The sequence below is a fragment of the Vreelandella hamiltonii genome (genome assembly GCF_014651775.1).
Lineage (GTDB): Bacteria > Pseudomonadota > Gammaproteobacteria > Pseudomonadales > Halomonadaceae > Vreelandella > Vreelandella hamiltonii.
Map to the genome: position 1 here is coordinate 1 of NZ_BMXN01000006.1, position 18,207 is coordinate 18,207.

An 18,207-nucleotide genomic window follows, 5' to 3' on the forward strand; every position below is an offset into this window, starting at 1 on the left:
TCATCGGAGTGGCTCTGTCAGCGGGTGTTGGACGACAGGTCAGATTTTACCTCGTCGGTGGCTATGAGGCAGCTCCGACGGGATTTATGCAGCGTTTCCTTAAGTGCTTCGAGCATGCTGCGAACGCCTGGTTGCTTAACGACTTCGCTACGTACGACGAACTCTTCAGCGTGCACGATGCCTGCCGGGTCCCACTTGCCGCCGGGGCCTGTCCAGCCGCCGTTGGCGAACGGTGCCAGCTCTCCGGTGAGTGAGCGATATTCGCGGCGCATGCGCTCTAGCTCGCTCTCTCTGCCTGCTGCTAGCTCTAAACGGCGAGCTGTCCATGCCGCCATTTGTGATTGGTATGTCCATCCGCCGATGCGGTCGACAAACGCGCCTTGATCGCCATCAATCCAGTTATACGTGCGGTAGCGGTCTACGTTGTCGTTGGCATTGCGGCCCGTTGACTCTGCCAGGGTATAGAACTCGTCGATTTTGGATTGCACGCGGCCCGCGTCTACACGCATTTGCTCGGCTTTCTGTGCCGCGACGCGCTCTTGCTCGATACGGGCTATCTCATTCTGTGCAACGCCGAGGGCGTTGATGGATTCGCGCAAACTGATCATGGTGCTGTTCAAACCGACAAATTGGTCGGTCGTGCGCGACATCTCAGAAACGAGCCCATTTAAAGAGGTGAGCTGCTCAAGCGCCCGCTCTTCTAGTGATCGTGTGTTGTCGTCAATGTCCTTGAGGTGATCAAGATCCGCTCTGCCAAAGGCCACATCGGCGAGCAGCTGCAAACGTTGCGTGCCGCTGGCGGCGTTGATCACCGCCCATTCGTCTTGCGTGAGGTTCAGAGAGCCGCTGGTTTTCAGCGTTTTGATGACGTCTTCGGAGCGTGCATCCAGCAGCTTGCGCTCGTCGCCCGTTATACGGCCATCTTTTAGCGCTGCTTCTAACGTAGTGACGAACCGGTTGCTGCTCTTGAGGGCGAGCGTGCGAACATCGCCGGACATGCCCGAGGCTAGGATGCCATCGACCGTCGTCATGATCGCGTTGGAGTTAGCGAGCCCGAACGTACGCACGTCTGCGGGGATGCCGCGTTTAAGCACTGCATCAACAGTCGTTAAATACGCGTTCGTGGAGTTCAGCGCGAGCCTGCGGTCGCCGCCCCCGATCTGCTTGCCGATCAACTGGTCGATGGTGCTGACGTAGCGGTTATTGCTGTTGAGCGCGAGACGTCGGTCGCTGCTGCTGATATCACGACCGACGATGAACTCAACGTTGGCCAAGTAGCGATTGGCGCTATTGAGGGCCAGCGTACGGTCGTTCTTGCTGATGTCTTTGTTGACGTAGTAACCGATCAGCGCTTCGTAATGCTGGCCTGCTGAGAGCGCTAGCCTGCGGTCGCCTCCGGTAAGAGGGGCATCGACCACGTAGCGGATCACTGCGTCATAGCGGTTTGTGCTGTCGAGTGCCAAGCGACGATCAGCGCTGTTGATGTTGCTGCCGAGTACGATGTTGACTGTCGTGAGATAGCGGTTTGACGACGCCAGAGCGATCTCTTTACTGCCATCGTCAATATCCTTACCAACGATGTAATCAAGAGTGCTCAAATAGCGATTGCCGCTGGTGAGCGCTAGTTTCCGATCATCGCTGCTCACGTCGGCACGGGTCGCGTAGTCGATGAGGGTCTGGTATTCGTTGAGTGACGACAAGGCGAGACGGCGGTTGCCGCCGGTTAGCTCGGCACGCACGACATAGTCGACCAGGGTGGTGTATCGGTTGGCGCTATCGAGGGCCAGTGTGCGGTCGTCGGCAGTGATATCGCGGCCCAAGATCATATTGATCATGGCGCTGTAGGCGTTAGACGACTCTAACGCCAGGCGTTTGCTCTCGCGGTCCAGCTCTGAGCGCACCACGTAGTCGATCACCGCGCTCATGGTGTTGCTGCTGGATAGTGCCAAGCGCTTGTCGCCGTCGCTGAGCTGTCGGCGGGCGATGTAATCGACCGTGGCCACAAGGTTGTTCGACGATGCCAGGGCTAACTGGCGTAGCTCGCTATCGAGCTGGTTTTCGCCGAGCAAATAATTCAGCGTGGAGTCCAGGCGGTGGGCTTGTTGGCCTAGGATCGTGCGTAGATCCTGCGGCAGCGCGGATGCATCGGCGGCAAAATCAATCAGCGCATCAATGGTGTACTGCGAAGCAAAAATGGCGCGTTCGATCTCGCGTGCCATCTCATCGGTGACGATGCCACGGAAGCCCTCGACGATAAACTCGGCATCGCTCAGCGCCTTGGGCAGATCCTTCAGCGCTGAAAACACGTCTTGCTCGATGCGCTGGCCAGCGGGGCTTGAAGCGTTGTAATCGCGGTTCGCATCCAGCACTTGCTGAGCGTATTGCGTGATGCTTTGGAGCGCGTCGCGGTCGCCGTTCTCTGCGCGTACCAGCTGACGAGCAAATTGCTCTTGTGCGGTGGCCAGATTGATCTGGGGCGTGCTGCTGGTGGCCATCTGCTGGTCGAGCCAGTTGCCGATGCTGCCCAGCTGTTGGCTCAGCTGGTCACGCACGCGGGTTAGTTCACGGATGTAGCCCTGGGCTGCCTGTGTAGCCCGCTGCTGGGCTTCGGCCTCATCCTGCATGGCCCAAATGCGCTCACGCATTGGCCGCAGGGATTCATCGATAGAGGCCAGTTCGCGCTCGCGTTCCAGGGCCATTGCGCCTTCGGCGTCGCCCATCAGTGCCAGCAGTTCGAGCTGCATGCCGAACTGCTGTTGATCGAATGCCTGCAATGCGCGGCGGGCCTGCTGCTCGGCGCTGGCCAGCACGGATTCCGCATCACGCAGCATCTCATCAAAGCGTTGGCCAACGCGTTCGAGTCCGCGCTCGATCTCAACAAGCGCCGGTGCCAGGTTCATCGCTTCGTTGTAGAGTTCGCGCCCGCTGACGGTGGTGAGGTCGATGCTATCGACCAGGTCGCGCAGGGCCTCAGTGCTGTTGATCACTTGGCCCGTGCGGGCCGTGAATGCACCGATCGCTTGCGCTGCTGCCGCCATGGCACGCTCTTGGCGCTCGGTTTCGGTGAGGACGTTTTGATAGTAGAAGTCGGCGCGGGCGCTGAACGCATCGATGCCGCCTGCCAGCTCGGCCAGATGGCTGGCGGCGCTGCCACCGGCCAGCGATGCAGCCAGCGTTGAGCCGTGCAGCTGCTCCAGGATGGGGTTGAGCGTGCTGAGGGCACCGGCGAGGCGCTCCAGGGTGTCGATCGTCGTCTCACCGCCCAGGGCGTATTGGCTGACATCTCCCACCGAGCGAATCGCCAGGGCGTTGAGGGTGTTGCCCAGCCATTCCTGGATCTTCGCTTCGGCGTCTTCGGCGCTCAGACCTTGGGTATCGATGCGGGTTAGGCCAGTGGTAAAGCCCGCGAGTGCGGAGGACTGGAAGCCGAGCACCTCGATGGTGGCTGCCAGGCTGGCCTCAGTGGCGTCGTAGACATCCTGCAAGGCGCTGGCAAACTCGCCCTGGAGTGCTGATGTGTTCGTGCGTGACCGCGAACGACGGAGCAAGCCGCCGCTGCGGCGCTGCTCGCTGAACTGGTTACCCGCGATGCTGCCGTCGTTGATACCGAGGTTGACGCCGGAGCCCGTTTCCCGCCAGGAGCCACCGAACAGGCCACCCAGGGCCGAGCCTAGGCCGGAGCCCAGCAACGCGCCGATGGGCCCGCCCAGGTACGTGCCTGCAAGCCCCCCGATAGTGCCCAGGGTGTTGCTGTGCTGCCCTTGGCCGAACAGTTGGCCACCGAGGTAGTTGCCAGCAAAACCAGCACCGAGGCCTGCCAGGCCCTGCACGCCGGAGAAGTTGTGCATGCTGCCGCCCCACAGCCCCGTGGAGCCAGTGCCGGACGTCGCCGCATTTGCCCAGCCGGTGCCCCCATAAGACTGAGCGCCACCCGCACCGCCCCACTGGATGCCGTTGAAGCCGCCTTGCAAGGCGTTCCACATATTGCCCACGCTGCCGGGGCTGATGCCAAAGCCGCCCGCCTGCTGGCCACCGGCACCGCCAGCCAGGCCCATGCTGGCCGCCAGTTGCACGGTGATAGGCCGGGTGATGGTCATGTGCAGCAGCTCGGCGAGGGTTTGATCCCACATGCGTTTGATGGTGTCGGTGGCGTTGCGGCTGCCGTCTACGGCGCCCAGCCAGAGATCCGCGAAGCCGTTGTCGAGGCGGCGCAGGCCGTTGGTGCGCAGCTCTTCCATCGCGCCGTCCATGGTGTACAGCGCGGTGGTGGTGCTGGTGGCGAGTTCGTCGGCGTCGTTTTGGGCGTCGATGTACGCGGTTTGCAGCGCGCCGATCATGTAGAGGTATTCGCTGGCCGTGATGCGGCCCATGGCGAATGCCAGGTTGAGGGTGTTTTGATCCTGGGCGAGTTGGAGAGTTTCGCGCCTGTTTGGCACTAAACGATTGCGCAGGGCTTCGATGGCCGTGGCTTGGGCCTCTGTAGCTTTTGTAAGTGCTAGCGTAGCAGCAGCGGCCGCACGTGCCGCTTCAGTAGCAGCGTTGGTAGTCTGGGTAGATCTCGCAGCGGATACCGTGATGTCATCAAGCGCTACTGCGGCGGCACGATCTGCGGTCGTTGCATTCTCTCGCTCTGCGCGGTTTTGACGAATAGCGGTTTGAATCCTGACTTGCTCTTCCCACAGCCCCGCTAGCGACTGCGCCTGCTGATCAATGGCGCCCGTGACGCTGTCTGACATTCCCTTGTGGGAGTTTTCATAAAACGCCTGCCGAGCCTGAAGCTCGGTCATTTGTGCCATTGCATCCTGCGCTTGCAGAGATACCGCCTCTAGCGCATTGATGAGATTGTCATAAGAGGCATCTAAAGCCGCCGCCGTACCACTGCGTATAGCGGCAGTATTTTCTTCCAAGGCATCAGTAGTGTTTTGTGCCACTACATCGACCAGCCCTAACTCTTCACGGAAATAATAGATAGCGCTGCCCGCTATCACGGCTGCGCCCAACGGCCCACCCACTAGGGCCAACGCACCCGCAGCGGCGCGGGTTGCGCCCGCTAACGCTAATTGCCCGGTGGCTGCCGTGGCGCTGATGCCCGACATACGGGCGAGTGCCAACTGATAAGCAACGGTTTGTTGGGTGGCCGCGAGCTTGGCGGTGGTGGCGACACCCAATGCCCCCACATAACGGCCCGCCAACACAACGGCCACGGCGGTGGCGGCGAACTGGATGTTGTCGATGTTATCGACCAGCGGGTCAATGGCCGCGTTCATCAGATCGGCGGCACCGATCAGGATGCCCGCGACGCCTTCAGACGCGCCCATGGCTTGGTCCAGCTCGCCGACCAGTCGCGTAGCGGAGGTGCCGATGCGCACAAAACCGTCTTCGATCGTCGCGGGCATTTCGCCAGCGCGTTCGCGCACATCGTCCAGGGAGTTGATCAGGGCGCTGGCGATCACATCGCCGGTAATCCGCCCCTCAGTAGCCAGGCCACGTAACTGGCTGACGGTGACGCCCAGTTGATTGGCCAATGCCTGGGCTACTTCACCGCCATTGGCGAGTACCGTCTCAAGCCCATCCGCCTGCAGCCTGCCGACGGCCATGGCCCGGGACAGGGCATTTTGCACAGACTCGGCCTGCTGGCCACGCGTGGCGGTCAGCACCAGCATGTGGTTGAGCGATTCGGTGTAATCGGCGGTGTCGGCGGCTGTGCGGCCCAGGTCGCGCAGGGCTGAGACGTTGCTGGCGTAGGTGCGGGCGGTCTGTTCCAGCGGTGCATAGGAGGCATTGGCGATATCGGTGATGCGCTCCATCATATCGCCCGCCGCGCTCATGTCGCCGATGGCCGCACCGACGACCGATCGCATGTCTGACCAGCCATCGGTCATGCCTGCGAGTTGGCGTACTGAGAACGCGCCCAGGGCCAAGCCTACCGTTGTGCGCAGCAGGTTGAAGTGGCTGTTGGTGGTTTGTACTTGCTGGCTGGTTTGGCTAAGCGCCTGGGTGGCTTCACGCCCGCCCTGGGTGGCTTCGGTGCCAAAGGCGCGTGCTTCGCGCTGAGTAGTGCGTAGGTGTTCGGAGACCGTCACCGCGCTACGGCCTGGTGCCGTGAGCGCGGTATCGGCCTTGCGGCTTTCCCGCTCGGTGGTGGTGCCAAATTCCCGCACGTCGTTCTGGGCATCGCGGAGGGTGCTGGAGAGCTGGCGGCCATCGCCGGTCAGCGTGACGCTAAGCGTTAGATTGTTGTTCACTGAGCTTCCTTCTAACGTTTAGTTGCGGGTTTCTTTTTCATCACCTGGAGTGCGCCCAGCTCGATCAACTGAACCTGGTCGATGCGCTCGATCATCGTTTCCTGGGGCAGACGATAGATACTGAGCAAACTGATAAGGGGCGTAAGATCCAGGCCTTCTACTTCGTCCAAGCCTTTGTAGCGCCACTGCCTGCCGCAGCGCTGGAACAGCTGCACGGCGTCCCAGTTCTCTGGCAGCACCTCAAAGAAATCCGGCTCGGCAGCAGCAGCTTCGGCTTCTTCGGCTAGCTCGCCGCCCAACGTAATGCCCAGGGCGGCGAGGTCATCCGTGACCAAGTTGGGCTGTTCCATATTGGCTTCAGCCCAGTGAATGCCAGCGTCGACTAGATTCGCCCACGGTTCTTTTTTGAGACGCTCTCGTGGTAAGCCGTGATCAGTGCGGCACTCGCGGCAGGATCGTTTTTCACAGCGTGCAAAAGTTGATCGCCCTGAAGTGGTTGGCCGTCTGGGCCCGACACCTCCAGTTCGCTCACTTCGAGCAGTACATGATCGAGGAGCGGCGAGTCGGCGGGCATTTCACGCAGCTTGTCTTGCGGCACTGCTTTGAACTTGGCCTTGAATTTGCCGGTGTGCTCTTTGCCTTCGTCGTCGTAAATGGTCAGTGAGACGGGGTAGGTGTATGAGCGGTTGGTGTTGAGTTTGAACACGGTATTTCTCCTGATTAACTGCGGTTTAACCGCCGCTGATGCAGCGGTGCTGGCGGGTTACTTGACGACGATGGTGACTTCGTCGTTACCGTCGATGGGCTCGGGCATGTAGTTGATGCTCAGCATCTGCTTGCCTTTCACATCGGCGTAGGTAGGCGCTTCGATGCCTACCGATGGCATGTTGATCTCGATGATGTTGCCGGGGGTTTTGCCGTGGGTGAGCGTGAGCACCCCGGTCTCTGCGTTCTGGTGCACCGCGAAGTAGTCCTTGACGCCGACGCCAGGGTCTTCGATTTGCAACGTGCCGGAGGGGCCGCGCCCGGTGATCTCGATGTCAGCACCGCCGACGACTTCGGACATATGCTCCACTTGGCCCGCCATGTTCAAAGTGAACTGGCTGAACGGGACGGTGGCCCCCATGAAGCTGAGCTGTTCGGTGTTCGTGCTGTTGACCACCAGCGCTTGCTTCCATTGAGTGAGCGTGACGGCAGGCAGCTCTTCTTGCGTCACAGGGCTGATCAACCCGTAAAGCGTGAACCGGATCGTTGGGATGCCGTTACCGTTGAACGTGAACTCTGGCGTGCCGTGGGCACCGCGCCCTTTGTGCAGGTTGCCGTCCATGTGAGCGAAGAACACGCAGCTGTCTTCATTTTCAGACACCGGGCTGTAGGTGACGCTTTCGCCCTCAACGACGACTTCGCTCCAGCCACAGGCACGTAGCATGGTGCCCCAAGGCGGAGGCGTGCCTAGCTCACCACTGGTATTCGCCTCGACTTCCACCACCACCTGAACGTGCTTCTCGCCCGGTGCCTGCGGTGAGTTGCCGTAGTACGGGCGCACGAAATTGCGCTCGATATTGTTACCGGCCAGCGGCGTGGACGTGATCTCACGCGCTAACACGGCCTGGGTGGCGGCATCCGGTGTGGTGGTGCCGTCGTTGTATTCGGATTCCAGGGCGACTCTGAGCGCCCGGCGGTTCGTTTTCATACTCACGGTTCGTTCTCCTACCACCGGTATTCAGTGGTGAATACGTCGACCCAGAAAAGGGCGTGACTCTTTAGGCTCAGGATTTGGCCGCGCTGCCATTTGATGGCGCTGTCGCAGTCGTCCGGTATCCAGTTGATCAGGCTGTTCAGCATTGGCTCGCGCAGTAGTGCCAGCTCATCATCGGTATTGCCCAGCGGTAAATTGCGCCGCTGAATGCTGGTGACGAGCAGCACCTCTGGCCGCACCAGGTGATCGGCTCCGCTACTCATGTCGTGGTGAGTGACGGTCTCACGCCCTAGCACCAGCATCCTGCTGGGGTTCTGCTTTGTGTTCTGGGCAGCGTCCACATCAGCGGCTAGCTGAACCTTGGGGCCATCCAGCGCGTTGAGCCGTGCTAGCCAGGGCGTGAGCGAGAGCATTACTTGGCCTCTTTCTCTTTGCTGGGTAGCTTGTCGGCGGCTACTTCAGCGTCCGATAGCGGCTCGTAGGGGAGTTGCTCCATTACCAGCGCGGGGTCACGGGCAATGGCTTTATAGGCACTGCCCTTGTCATCCAGCAGCAGCCGTTTCCACTCATTGGTGATGATGACGCCACACACCTGGCGCTTGATGCCGGGTGATTTGGTTTTGACGCGCACCGACACATCTACACGCGGGCGTGGCGGGGGCGCTGCTTTGGTGGTCTGTTTGGCACTCATTGCCATCTCCTAAAAACCGCCGCCGGAGAACACTTGGCGGCCTGGGTTCATTTGCACGCTGCCTGCACTGCTGGATGAAGGGCCGGTCGAGATGCCCAGCTTCACTTCACCTCGTGACACGCTACGCAAGAACTTCACGGCGTCGTCGTAGCGCTTTTGCACTTGATCCGTGGCGTGCTCGTCGTAGAGCCGGTAACGGGCGATGTCGCAGGCGTAGGCGGTGACGATGCGCGGTACAGGCGAGAGCGGCACAGGGTAGCCCGCCGCACTGACGTAGCCGTCGATCTCGCCGCTGGCGTCGTCGCAGGCGCGATCGACGGCTGCGTTATCGATCTCACCGCTGGCGTCATGGGCGATGGCTTGTAGCTCGCCTTCGCTGAACCGGGCGATGAGATCTGCTTTCGTGCAGTACGGCATGGGTTAGTGCTCCGTTATGCCGCTGCGCTGGGCAGCCAGGGGTTCATGATGAGCTGTGAGGTGTTGGCCCATTCGTTGGTCGCGCCTGCCTCATTCATGGCGTTGGTGAGAACGCGTCGTGCAGGGCCTTCCATGTTGCTCGGCACCATGGTGTGGCTGTGGCGCAGGGCCAGTGGCCGCTCATGGTCGCCCTTCAATTCCTGAAGCTTTTTGCGAGCCAGCTCGTAGTTCTCTGCGTTGAACGGCTGGTTAGAACGCACCACCAGTTGCCACAGGCCTGCACCGGCATTCACTCGGGCGTCTACGCCCATGAGGAAGTTGTCGGTCATGAAGACTTGGGTGTCGTTCAAATTGGTCAGGGCGCGGAAGTCATAATCACGGCGCTTCTGGAACACCATCGGCTTGATGGCGCGGGTTAAGTCCATGACGTACCAAGCCGCGCCATTACCGCCCATATCATTGGAAACGCCGACCAGCTTGTTTTTGGCATCCAGCACCGGATGGTCATTGGCAAACAGGCGCTTGCCGTCGTAGCAGATTGGGTTGGCGGCCAGTACCTCAACGGCGATTTCATTGGGGTGCTGACGGCTGGAGCGACCAAACTCTTCGTACACCGGCGCATACAGGCCGTAGGTGTCGTCTTCGATGCTGTCGCGAGGCACGCCAGCCGTCAGCTCGAACTTGCGGTTCCTGATCGAGAAGTCCGCGCCTTCCAGGCCGTGGATGACTCGATCACCCAGCCACTCACGCATACGCGGCAAGGCTTTGAGCCATGGGTACACTTCCACAGCGGTGGTGCTGTTCACGACGGTGCAGTACTGTTCGTAAACGCTGCCCGCGTCGCCGACAGAGTTAAAGCCTTGCTGGAAGTTGGCCCGGTAGGCCTTGAACAGGGCGTTCAGGTTGGCGTTATTCAAATCCATGGTTGCTATCCTCTTGGGCCAAACGGGCCGTTAATAGGGCGTTACAGGTAGACGCCGGAGGTGGGGTCAATCAGCACCCACACGCCGAAGTCGTCTACGCCGTCGATGATTCCGGCAAGGGAGCGGGTCGCCTCGCCATCGGTTTTGGCCACTGTGTGGTCGTCCACCAGGTAGCAGGGCTTGCCAACATCAGCGGCGGTGATTTCGTCTGCCGCAGCGGAGTTGTCGAAGGCAAAGCAGCCAACTTTCACATCGACGTGCTGGTCCCCCGCATCGCCAGTGGTGTTGTCCTGGTAGTGCGTGGCCACGCCAACGGCCACCAGGCCGGTTGCGGTTGTGCCCGCTGCCACAAAGCCACTGGCGGCCAGTGCGACAATGCCACCGGCAAACACCACCGCACTGGCTGCCAGGGGGTAGCTACGGCTGGTGTTATGGCGGTACGGCGTATTGCGGTTTTTGCTAAGAGCCACGGTGATATCCTCTTGCGGAGTTAGGGTGTGCCGTCGTTATGCGGGGTTCGCTTCGCGGTATTGCTCAGGTGTCAGGCCAGCCGCCTTGCACACCGCCAGCTCGGCGGCGGTCAGTTGGTCGTCGCCTTTGGTCTCTGCGCCTTCTGGGGGCTTGCCTTGGGTCTGGGTGGCTTTCAGTGCGGCGATGCTTGGGGCACCTTCAATGTGAGCCTTGCAGGCGGCCAGGCCTTGCGTGCGCAGCCAATCGGCGGTGGCTTTACCGGGAATGCGGCCATCGGCGAGGCCTTCGGTGATCAGCGCGTCCAGCTCGGCGGTGTTGCTGTTGGCTTTCAGGGCCGCAAGCTGCTGAGTGGTTTCCTGGTACACGGCCACGGGCACGAACTGCGTCATGTCTACCGATGCGGCTGCACTGGAAGCCTTGAGCGCAGCCACGGCTTCCGCTGGCTTCGCGTCGTCTTTGGCACCTAACGCGGCGCGGAAGGCGTCGGCATCTGCCTTGGCGGCTTTCAAGGCTGCGATGGCGGTGTCGATCTGTTCGTCGGTGGCATCGGTGGCCAGGCCGAGCGTGGCAATCAGTTGTTCACGTTTCACGGTGTCGATCTCCTGGGCGTCATCAGTGACGTCATGAGCAATCGCCATCCGAGCGGCGGCCAGCTGCGCCGCGCCCTCATCAATGGCGGGGGTGTTGGTCAACGCCAGGTGCAGCAGATCGAGCGGCACGCCGTTGGCGTCGTAGGGGAATACGGGGGAGAGGTAGCGGTATTCGGGCGGCTCGCCGTTGGGGCCCTCTTCGATAGCAGCACGCGCCTTGGCCGTCCAAGTCACCGTGCCGTACAGGCCATCTTCCCGATACTCAAGCGAGCGCGGGTCGACCCAGCCAGACGCAGGCGCGGGCTGGCCGTTCTTTTCGGAGTAGAGGATCTGATGTTCGTAGTCGATGGCGATATCGGTGCTGCGCGCAGCGGCCAAGCGGATGATGGCTTGCGCGGCTTCGGCAGACAGGTGCCAGGGGCCGGTGCCTTCAGCAGCCCCACGCGGTGCGTGAAAGGTGCCAGCAGGCATCAGGCGCGTCTTGTCGTCAGTGATCTGCACTCGGAGAGCGCAGGCGGCGACGCGGGGCTTTGTTTGAAGGCTGTGTGTTTTCATGCCCCCATGATCGGGGGCGGGGGAGGCTGGCGGGATTTAGCGTGGGTTAAAGCTTTTCTGGCGTGGGTTACTGCTTATCAAAATCTATACCTAGCTGTACTTTTGGTGCAGCGTTTCTATGCTCTAGCACTTCCAAGATTGAGTACTCTGCCTTCAGCCCTTGAACGGTCATTTTTTGTTCACGCCGAACTCTGGCTTTGAGGATATCGTCTTTTGCAAACCTTTCTTGGTTAAGCTGAACCCGCTCCAAAAACTTGAAATCCATGATGTCGGCATAGAAAGTATTTCCGCCGCCGCCTTCTGTGAACCGCCACTTATGGCCATCATGGAAAGGTACGTTAGCGACTTGCAGGTTGGTCTCGTACTCAAGCGAGTCGAGAATTTCGTCTTCAGGTGCTGGTGCGTGGAAGTAAGCAGCTTCATCAGCTTCTATGTGCACCACTGGTTCAGCGCCTTTGCGAGGCATAACCGAGACTGACTCGATACCTTCATGGTTCAAGGGCTCCTCGATCATGCCTTCTAAGGCTTTGCGGATTTTATAATCCTGAATGAGGGCCAGTACTCGCTCTTCTACCTGAAGCTGCTCATCATTGATGTATAGTGTGACTATACCGTCACTCAGCGGCTCTATACGTGTGATTTTTCGGCCACGAATCCAACGCACAACAGCAATGACGCCTTTGATACCGTCGCGAGCAGAAAGGCCTAATATTGTGCAAATCGTTCCGATCGAAACCACTGGGTTAGACGAGACAAGATCTATCGCTTTTTGCATGAGCGATTGGGTTGTATCGAGATCAATGCCAAAGCAGCCGGTTTTAAAGGATGCATTAACATTTACATAAACTTTCGCTCTGTCTCCGTTAAGCACTTCATTTGCCTGCTCAACTAGGTTTCCCACAGAGAGAAGCGCAGGCGCTAAGGCCCGCACATCCATCTGGTGCCCCTGCAACGCTGGGCCATCGTAAACCAAGTGAAAGCGTTCCATTTCTATCGTTGCCTCAGTCATCAATACGCGCCCTGGTCCCTAGAGTTTAGTATTCTTCTGTGTTTATACGACGATACTACATGCAGTGATACAGGTGAAAGCGTCCCAATCAAAATCTAACGCGGGTCTAACGCGCCTTGCGGCAGAAATGTGTGCCAGCGTAGCGGGGTAGCGCCTTGCGGCGCTGACAGGGCGTTTCTGGCGGCTCGGGGTCAGAGGCTCAAATGGTCGGCGAGGATGCCCAGCACTTCGTCTTCGTCATCATCGTTCAGGCCGATAAATTCACGGCTGGGGATGTCACCCCAAGGGATGGGGAATGTTCCTGACTTTGTCTTGTAACGGCCCTCACCAAATTCACCACGATTGGCACCAAAGTGCTGCATGGCGGCGTAGTCCATCAGACTACCCCATTCTACCCCATCGCTTGAAGCGCTATAGCTGAACTGCTTGGCGAGCTGCTTGTTCTCGCCTTCGAGTACGCGGCCATGCCCTTTGCGTTTTTCAGTCACTGGGGAGTTGGGTGCCCAGGGCGTGCCGTCCGGCGCTTCCTTGTCTCTGAACCGCTGTTGAGTGCGGTTGACCATCTCTCCACCAATCGACTTCATCGGTGCGGTGAGGTCGTTGCCCTTGTTGATCAGGTCGGTGATGGCCCGTTCGATGGCGTCGGTGTTCGCGTTGATGGTGATCATGGTTCTCTCCTATACTGTGAGTGCCTGTCCTCGGTATGGCTACCGACCCCTTCGCTCATCGAACGAGCGTTGATGAGGGCTAGCATGGGTGCCTCCCATGCGGCAGGCCACGCCTCGCTTTACTCCTTCTCTATCTCTTGGCTTATCGCAAACGCTCCGCTTGGGGCGGCGGCTGATCCGTGCGGCTCTTGAACAGCGTCAGGAAATAACTCTTCTTGCCATCCTGCGTGCGCTTGAGTGCGGCGCGATAGGTAACGCCTTCGATGACCAGGTAGATCAAGCGACCCGGTTGGTCGGGTAGTTGGTACACCTGGCCATCGTCAAGCAGCTGCTGCACGCGGCGATAGTCATCAAGGCCAATCTCGGGGTGGCGTTCGAGGTGGGTGCGCAAGCTTTGCTGTGAGAGCAGCACTACCGGCGACTCGGCGCCCAATACTTGTCGTTCCAGTGGCGGCACTACCGCCACTGGATATTCCCCCTGGATCTCACCATTGAAAAATCGACTGAACAGCGGTGCCTGCACTAGGTCGGCGACGTTCTGCCGGGCAATGGTGGCCTCGACGTTATCCAGCCGGTTCAGCCTGGCGGCGATCGCACGCTCCGTTGCTGTTTGCCCTGGGGCGTAGTCCCACCCTGGTTGGATGCCGTTGGGCACGGTGACGACTTCGCCGGTGGTGTTATCGACGCTTTCATAGGTGCCGTCATTCGGTGCTGCGTCTGGCCCTTCCTTGCCTAGGCGGCGCAGGCCGCGTTCGTTCAGGGTTTCCACACCGCAGTTGCAGCCCCAGCCATTTGGCGGGTAGTGCGCTTGCCACCACGGATGGTCGTGTCGCAGAACCAGGTTGTTCCAGCGCTGGTGCTGCTGGCGTGGGTTCTCGATGGTGTTGTGGATGTAGCGCCAGTAGGGGCGCAGGCGCACCACATCGGGGTCGGTCATCTGCTGCCAGCGGCCAGCGGCGTAGGATGTATCGAGGTTCGTCTTGTAGATCAACCGAGTGCGCCAGGCGCGGCCTGCTTTGCTGCCTTCGCCTGTCCAGCCCGTCCATCCGCGTTTAGCCACGATCTCCTCAAACTGCTTTCGGAACTCACCCAAACTTTGGCCGTTGCTAATCGCATCGTCCACCGCGCCGCGCAGATCGGCGAGCAGATCCGCCTTAGTGGCACCCGCCACCACGAACGCGGCGTCGTTTTGGTCGCGGGTGATCTGGCCGGAGCGCGTGGTGGGCAGGTTCAGCTTGTTACGGAAGAACGTGACCTGTTCCGGGAACGGGCGGTTGAACTGGGCGCTAATCGGCATCGCCGGTTTCCTCATCCTCCACGGCACGGCCTGCCAGGTTAGCCGCTTCAAACGCGGTGGCCATCACGTTGGCCAACTCGGTTTCATCCAGGTCATCGAAGGCCGTGGCGATCAGCTCTTGCAGCTGCTCGAAGCTCTCTGCTTGTTCAACGAGCTGCTGCACCTGGTTGACCCAGCCGGTGACGATTGGCTGCGCCTGGTCGTCGAGCTGGTCGAGGGTGGCATCGCGGTAGTAGCTCGGCTGGCCCGGTTGTGTGGGTGCCTGGCGTAGGGCGGCTAGCGGTGGCTTAGACGCAGGCAGGCGTAGTGCCCCAAACGGGTTTGGCGCTGCCTTTGGCATTAGCACCTCTTCATCTTTGGCCGCTTTGGGGATGCCGGATTTCTCATGGAACCACCACATGGGCACTTTTACGCCCATGTCCACAATAGTCGGCAAGCTCTTGGAGAGGCGCTCCAGGTCTTCGGTCTCGCCACAGTCGAGGTAGAAGCGTGGCGCACGCTGTGGCTTGTCGATGCCGAAGTTGAGCGCGGCCATGGGCCATAAAATGCTCTGGTGAATGCTGCCTGCGTATTGGCGGGCATCGGAGCGGATCAGGCTCATCTGGCCACGTTCATGCACGTTGCCCAGGGCGTTTGTGTTGGTGCCTTCGCCGGTACCGCTGGTGAGCGTGCCGCCTAGGATCGCTTTCGCCTTGGCGCGTTCGCACCAGTCCATCATGGCTTTGTAGAGATCCGCAGACGCTCCCTTGCCTGCCGCTTCCATGAACTCGATGCCCATCCCCTCTGGGATGATGCCAGCGGCGTTCTGGCCCAGCGTGACCACTGCACGCAACAGCGTTGCTTTCTCTCGCTCAGTGGCGTTGCGTGGGTACTTACCGATGCGGGCCGGTAGGCCGTAGATTTCAAGCAGCTGGGCGAGATCCCCCAGGGCGTAGTTCTGGAACAGGTAGGGCCATGCGAGCATGCGGTGCAGGCCCATGCGGGCGACGTAGCCGCTCTTGGCGCGGTGGCGGTGTTGCACCCAGCCCAACGGCCATAGCTCGGCACCGGTGGCGCTGTTGTCCCGCAGCGTGATGCAGTTCTGGTCATCCGGGTGGAGCCTGAACCAGCTATGGGGGCGCAGCGTGGGCTGCTCGATGTAGCGCAGTGCGCCATCTCGCTGCCATGAAAGCTCAAGGTTCGCCCAGCCGTGGCCGATGCCGGTACCGAGATCCAGAATAAGGTCTTCGACTTCAAGCCCTGAGAACACCTCAATGGCGTGTTCGGTGGCGCGTTTCTCTTGGGCGCTGGCGTTATCTGGCGGTACGATCTGCCATTCGCGCTCTGCGGCGAGCTGGCGGCGCTTGCCCAAGTCGGCACCGATCTGGGGGTCTTTCTCCTCCATGTCATCGAACAGCTCGCTTTGCGCCTTTAAGTCGCCTTGTTCGGCAGCTTCAAGGATCTGGTACAGGCGCGCAGGCGTGAGGCCTTTCGTGGGGTGCTCGGCAAATTCGCGCTTGAGCTGACCGATGCGGGCGTCGTTGGTTTGCTGCTCTTTCAGAGCGGGCGCGTTGGCTTTGACCAGGTTGCGCCGATACTTCGCGGTGGGGCTTACCATGCGCCGCCTCCTATTCCAAAGCCGCTGGGTTCAATGTCGTCGCTGTCGTCGTCCTGGCGGGAAGCACCAGGCAGGGGCGCGGGGGTGAATTCGATCTCAATGGCTTCCAGTTCGGCGGCGTGGTCGGCCAGTACGCAAGCCATTGCGCCATCGCCGTGGCGTTCGCCGCTGGTTTTGCCTTCGGGTAGGCGGGCAACGCCGCGTACCAGCTTGAAGGCGCGGTGGTCATCGACTAAGTCGTCATCCTTCGGAATGGTGATTGAGCCATCCTCAAAGCGAGCCTTGTAACGGGGCATGCGTTCGCGGTACCAGTTTTCGGTGGCCATCACCTGGTCAACGATGGAGCCCCACTTATCCGTGGCCGCTTCGCCCATGTACGCGCCGTTACCTCGGCTGTCGATGGCGACGCCGCATAGGCGTGGCAGCGCGTCACCAATAGCAAACAACACTTGTTCTTGCTGCTTGAACGGCACGTTGTGCATTTCCATCAGGAAGGGCACCGTGCGGTGCAGGGTATCGCCGATCTCCATGGGGGCAATGACCGAGAGGTCACCGCTACGGGCAAAGTCTTGCCCCAACGCATGTTGTCGGCGTGGGTTAAGCGTGGTCAGCACAGGCTTCAGGTTGTCGGTGATCCAGTCGGCCATTTCGGCAGCCCGCAAGGGTTCGGGCATGGCGTTAAATTCCCGAGTCCCGTTAAAGCGCAGTACCGGGGCGGGAGCCATGCACGCCTCAATCATGACCCGCGTTAAGTAGCTACCGCCGCCCTGGGCAGGAATGCAGAACAGCTCTTCGTCTTCGTTCGGCTTATAGCGGTTGATCAACTGTTGCCGCCAATGGGCTTCGCCCTCACGGGTCCACTGCTGGCCGGTGACCCTGCAAATGCGCTTATAAAAGCCATCGGCTAGGGCGTCGTCCAGGTCAACACGGTGCAGGCTGTAGTCGTACTTACCGGCGCGTATGTCATTGACCAGCTCATTGAACGGGTTATCTTCGCCGTTGTGGGTGCTGATGATGCGAATCTGGCCGCCCCAGATAGTCATGGCCATCGCCGCTTTTAGCAGCTCCTGGATGTCATCCACGAACGCGGCTTCATCAATCACCAGGCGCTCGCCAGGGCGACCTTTACTGCGCAGGTTACGCGGGTTGGAGGTAAAGGCCTGGATTTGGTTGCCGCTGTCGAACTTGATGGTGTAGCTGAGGATCTGCTTGTCTTCGGCTTCAATCACTGACTCTTCGATTTGGCTGGCAGCGGCCTGATAGGCTTTGGCCCACCCAGCGCAATCCTGAATAAAGCCTTGGGTCATTTCCTTGTTGTAGGAGATGTAATAGACGTTAGCCCCTTCGCTGGAGGCGGCATACAGCACGTCGTCTGCCGCTTCGCCGTAGGACAGGCCGATACGCCGCGACTTCTCAATGACTTTGACAGGCGATGTGTCTTTCACCCAGCGCTGCTGGTAGGGCAGCAATACACTTTGATCAATGGCGGCGCTCACGACATGCCCTCTAGGATGGCAGCGCGAAGTGCCGCGACACCTTCATTGGATAGCCCCTGGGCACGGCCTGCTGTTTCAGCCTTGGCGGCGGCTTCTTTGGTCACTTCCACCCGCAGCTCCTTGGCCCATTTTTTCTGACTGAGTGATACGCGCCCAATATCGGCCAGCGCTTTGGTCACGCTGCCGAGCTGCTTGGCGGCTTTGGCGGGGTCTTCTTCGGCTTTGCGCATGGCGATAGAGATACGCAGCAGCTGGTCTTGCACGATGCGGGCGGTGGCGTCGATCAGGTGGCCGCTTTCGTCTTCGCCGTCGCTGGCCATGGCGCGGGCAAGCTCGGTGGTTTTACGCACGTCGCCCATGGCTTCTTCGAACTCCTCCTGGAGATCCTGGCCATAGCGGTGAACGCTGGACTTGGAAACGTTATAACCGCGCTCGCTGAGCCACCCGGCTAACGCTTCGTAGCCTTGGAAGCCACTGCTAACAAGCTTCTCGTTGAGTTCTTCGCGCACCTCTTGGGGCAGGTCGAACACCTTGTTACGGGGCGGCATG

16 protein-coding genes are annotated in these 18,207 nt (G+C 60.2%); all 16 read right to left on the reverse strand.

What is annotated here, in order from left to right; translation table 11 throughout:
* Positions 1-17: 17 nt before the first annotated feature.
* A complete protein-coding gene (locus IE091_RS06925; RefSeq protein ID WP_189463187.1) occupies positions 18-6,245 on the reverse strand; it encodes a tape measure protein in 6,228 nt (2,075 codons plus the stop codon).
* An 11-nt stretch (positions 6,246-6,256) separates the two neighbouring features.
* A complete protein-coding gene (locus IE091_RS06930; protein WP_189463189.1) occupies positions 6,257-6,595 on the reverse strand; it encodes a DUF1799 domain-containing protein in 339 nt (112 codons plus the stop codon).
* A gap of 32 nt (positions 6,596-6,627) precedes the next feature.
* Positions 6,628-6,951 carry a hypothetical protein gene (locus tag IE091_RS06935; protein WP_189463191.1) on the reverse strand — a complete coding sequence of 108 codons (324 nt, stop codon included), beginning with the start codon at positions 6,949-6,951 and terminating at the stop codon, positions 6,628-6,630.
* A 57-nt stretch (positions 6,952-7,008) separates the two neighbouring features.
* Positions 7,009-7,938, reverse strand: a complete 930-nt coding sequence (locus IE091_RS06940; RefSeq protein WP_340162539.1) for a phage tail tube protein — start codon at positions 7,936-7,938, stop codon at positions 7,009-7,011.
* Between the two features lie 17 nt (positions 7,939-7,955).
* Positions 7,956-8,357, reverse strand: a complete 402-nt coding sequence (locus IE091_RS06945) for a phage tail terminator protein (RefSeq protein ID WP_189463195.1) — start codon at positions 8,355-8,357, stop codon at positions 7,956-7,958.
* Entirely contained in the window at positions 8,357-8,635 is a 279-nt protein-coding gene (locus tag IE091_RS06950; RefSeq protein WP_189463196.1) for a hypothetical protein, read from the reverse strand. Before IE091_RS06950 ends, IE091_RS06945 begins: the two co-directional genes overlap by 1 nt.
* A 9-nt stretch (positions 8,636-8,644) precedes the next feature.
* Complete coding sequence (locus IE091_RS06955) at positions 8,645-9,052, reverse strand: gp436 family protein (RefSeq protein ID WP_189463198.1); 408 nt, start codon at positions 9,050-9,052, stop codon at positions 8,645-8,647.
* 14 nt (positions 9,053-9,066) lie between these two features.
* The gene (locus IE091_RS06960) at positions 9,067-9,975 is read right to left on the reverse strand and encodes a Mu-like prophage major head subunit gpT family protein (protein ID WP_189463199.1); all 909 of its coding nucleotides are present in this window, start codon (positions 9,973-9,975) and stop codon (positions 9,067-9,069) included.
* Positions 9,976-10,016: 41 nt separating this feature from the next.
* Complete coding sequence (locus IE091_RS06965) at positions 10,017-10,445, reverse strand: hypothetical protein (protein ID WP_189463201.1); 429 nt, start codon at positions 10,443-10,445, stop codon at positions 10,017-10,019.
* A 36-nt stretch (positions 10,446-10,481) separates the two neighbouring features.
* Positions 10,482-11,537, reverse strand: a complete 1,056-nt coding sequence (locus tag IE091_RS06970; RefSeq protein WP_189463203.1) for a phage protease — start codon at positions 11,535-11,537, stop codon at positions 10,482-10,484.
* A 121-nt stretch (positions 11,538-11,658) separates the two neighbouring features.
* Complete coding sequence (locus IE091_RS06975; RefSeq protein ID WP_189463205.1) at positions 11,659-12,600, reverse strand: LAPAL motif-containing putative phage structural protein; 942 nt, start codon at positions 12,598-12,600, stop codon at positions 11,659-11,661.
* 191 nt (positions 12,601-12,791) lie between these two features.
* The gene (locus IE091_RS06980) at positions 12,792-13,268 is read right to left on the reverse strand and encodes a phage virion morphogenesis protein (RefSeq protein WP_189463207.1); all 477 of its coding nucleotides are present in this window, start codon (positions 13,266-13,268) and stop codon (positions 12,792-12,794) included.
* A 142-nt stretch (positions 13,269-13,410) separates the two neighbouring features.
* Positions 13,411-14,565 carry a phage head morphogenesis protein gene (locus IE091_RS06985; protein WP_229800777.1) on the reverse strand — a complete coding sequence of 385 codons (1,155 nt, stop codon included), beginning with the start codon at positions 14,563-14,565 and terminating at the stop codon, positions 13,411-13,413.
* Entirely contained in the window at positions 14,555-16,162 is a 1,608-nt protein-coding gene (locus tag IE091_RS06990; protein WP_189463211.1) for a DUF935 domain-containing protein, read from the reverse strand. The genes IE091_RS06985 and IE091_RS06990 overlap by 11 nt, the downstream gene beginning before the upstream one ends.
* Positions 16,156-17,658, reverse strand: coding sequence for a terminase large subunit domain-containing protein (locus IE091_RS06995; RefSeq protein WP_229800778.1), 1,503 nt, complete (start codon positions 17,656-17,658; stop codon positions 16,156-16,158). Before IE091_RS06995 ends, IE091_RS06990 begins: the two co-directional genes overlap by 7 nt.
* The gene (locus IE091_RS07000; protein WP_189463213.1) at positions 17,655-18,206 is read right to left on the reverse strand and encodes a DUF3486 family protein; all 552 of its coding nucleotides are present in this window, start codon (positions 18,204-18,206) and stop codon (positions 17,655-17,657) included. Before IE091_RS07000 ends, IE091_RS06995 begins: the two co-directional genes overlap by 4 nt.
* Position 18,207 lies beyond the last annotated feature (1 nt).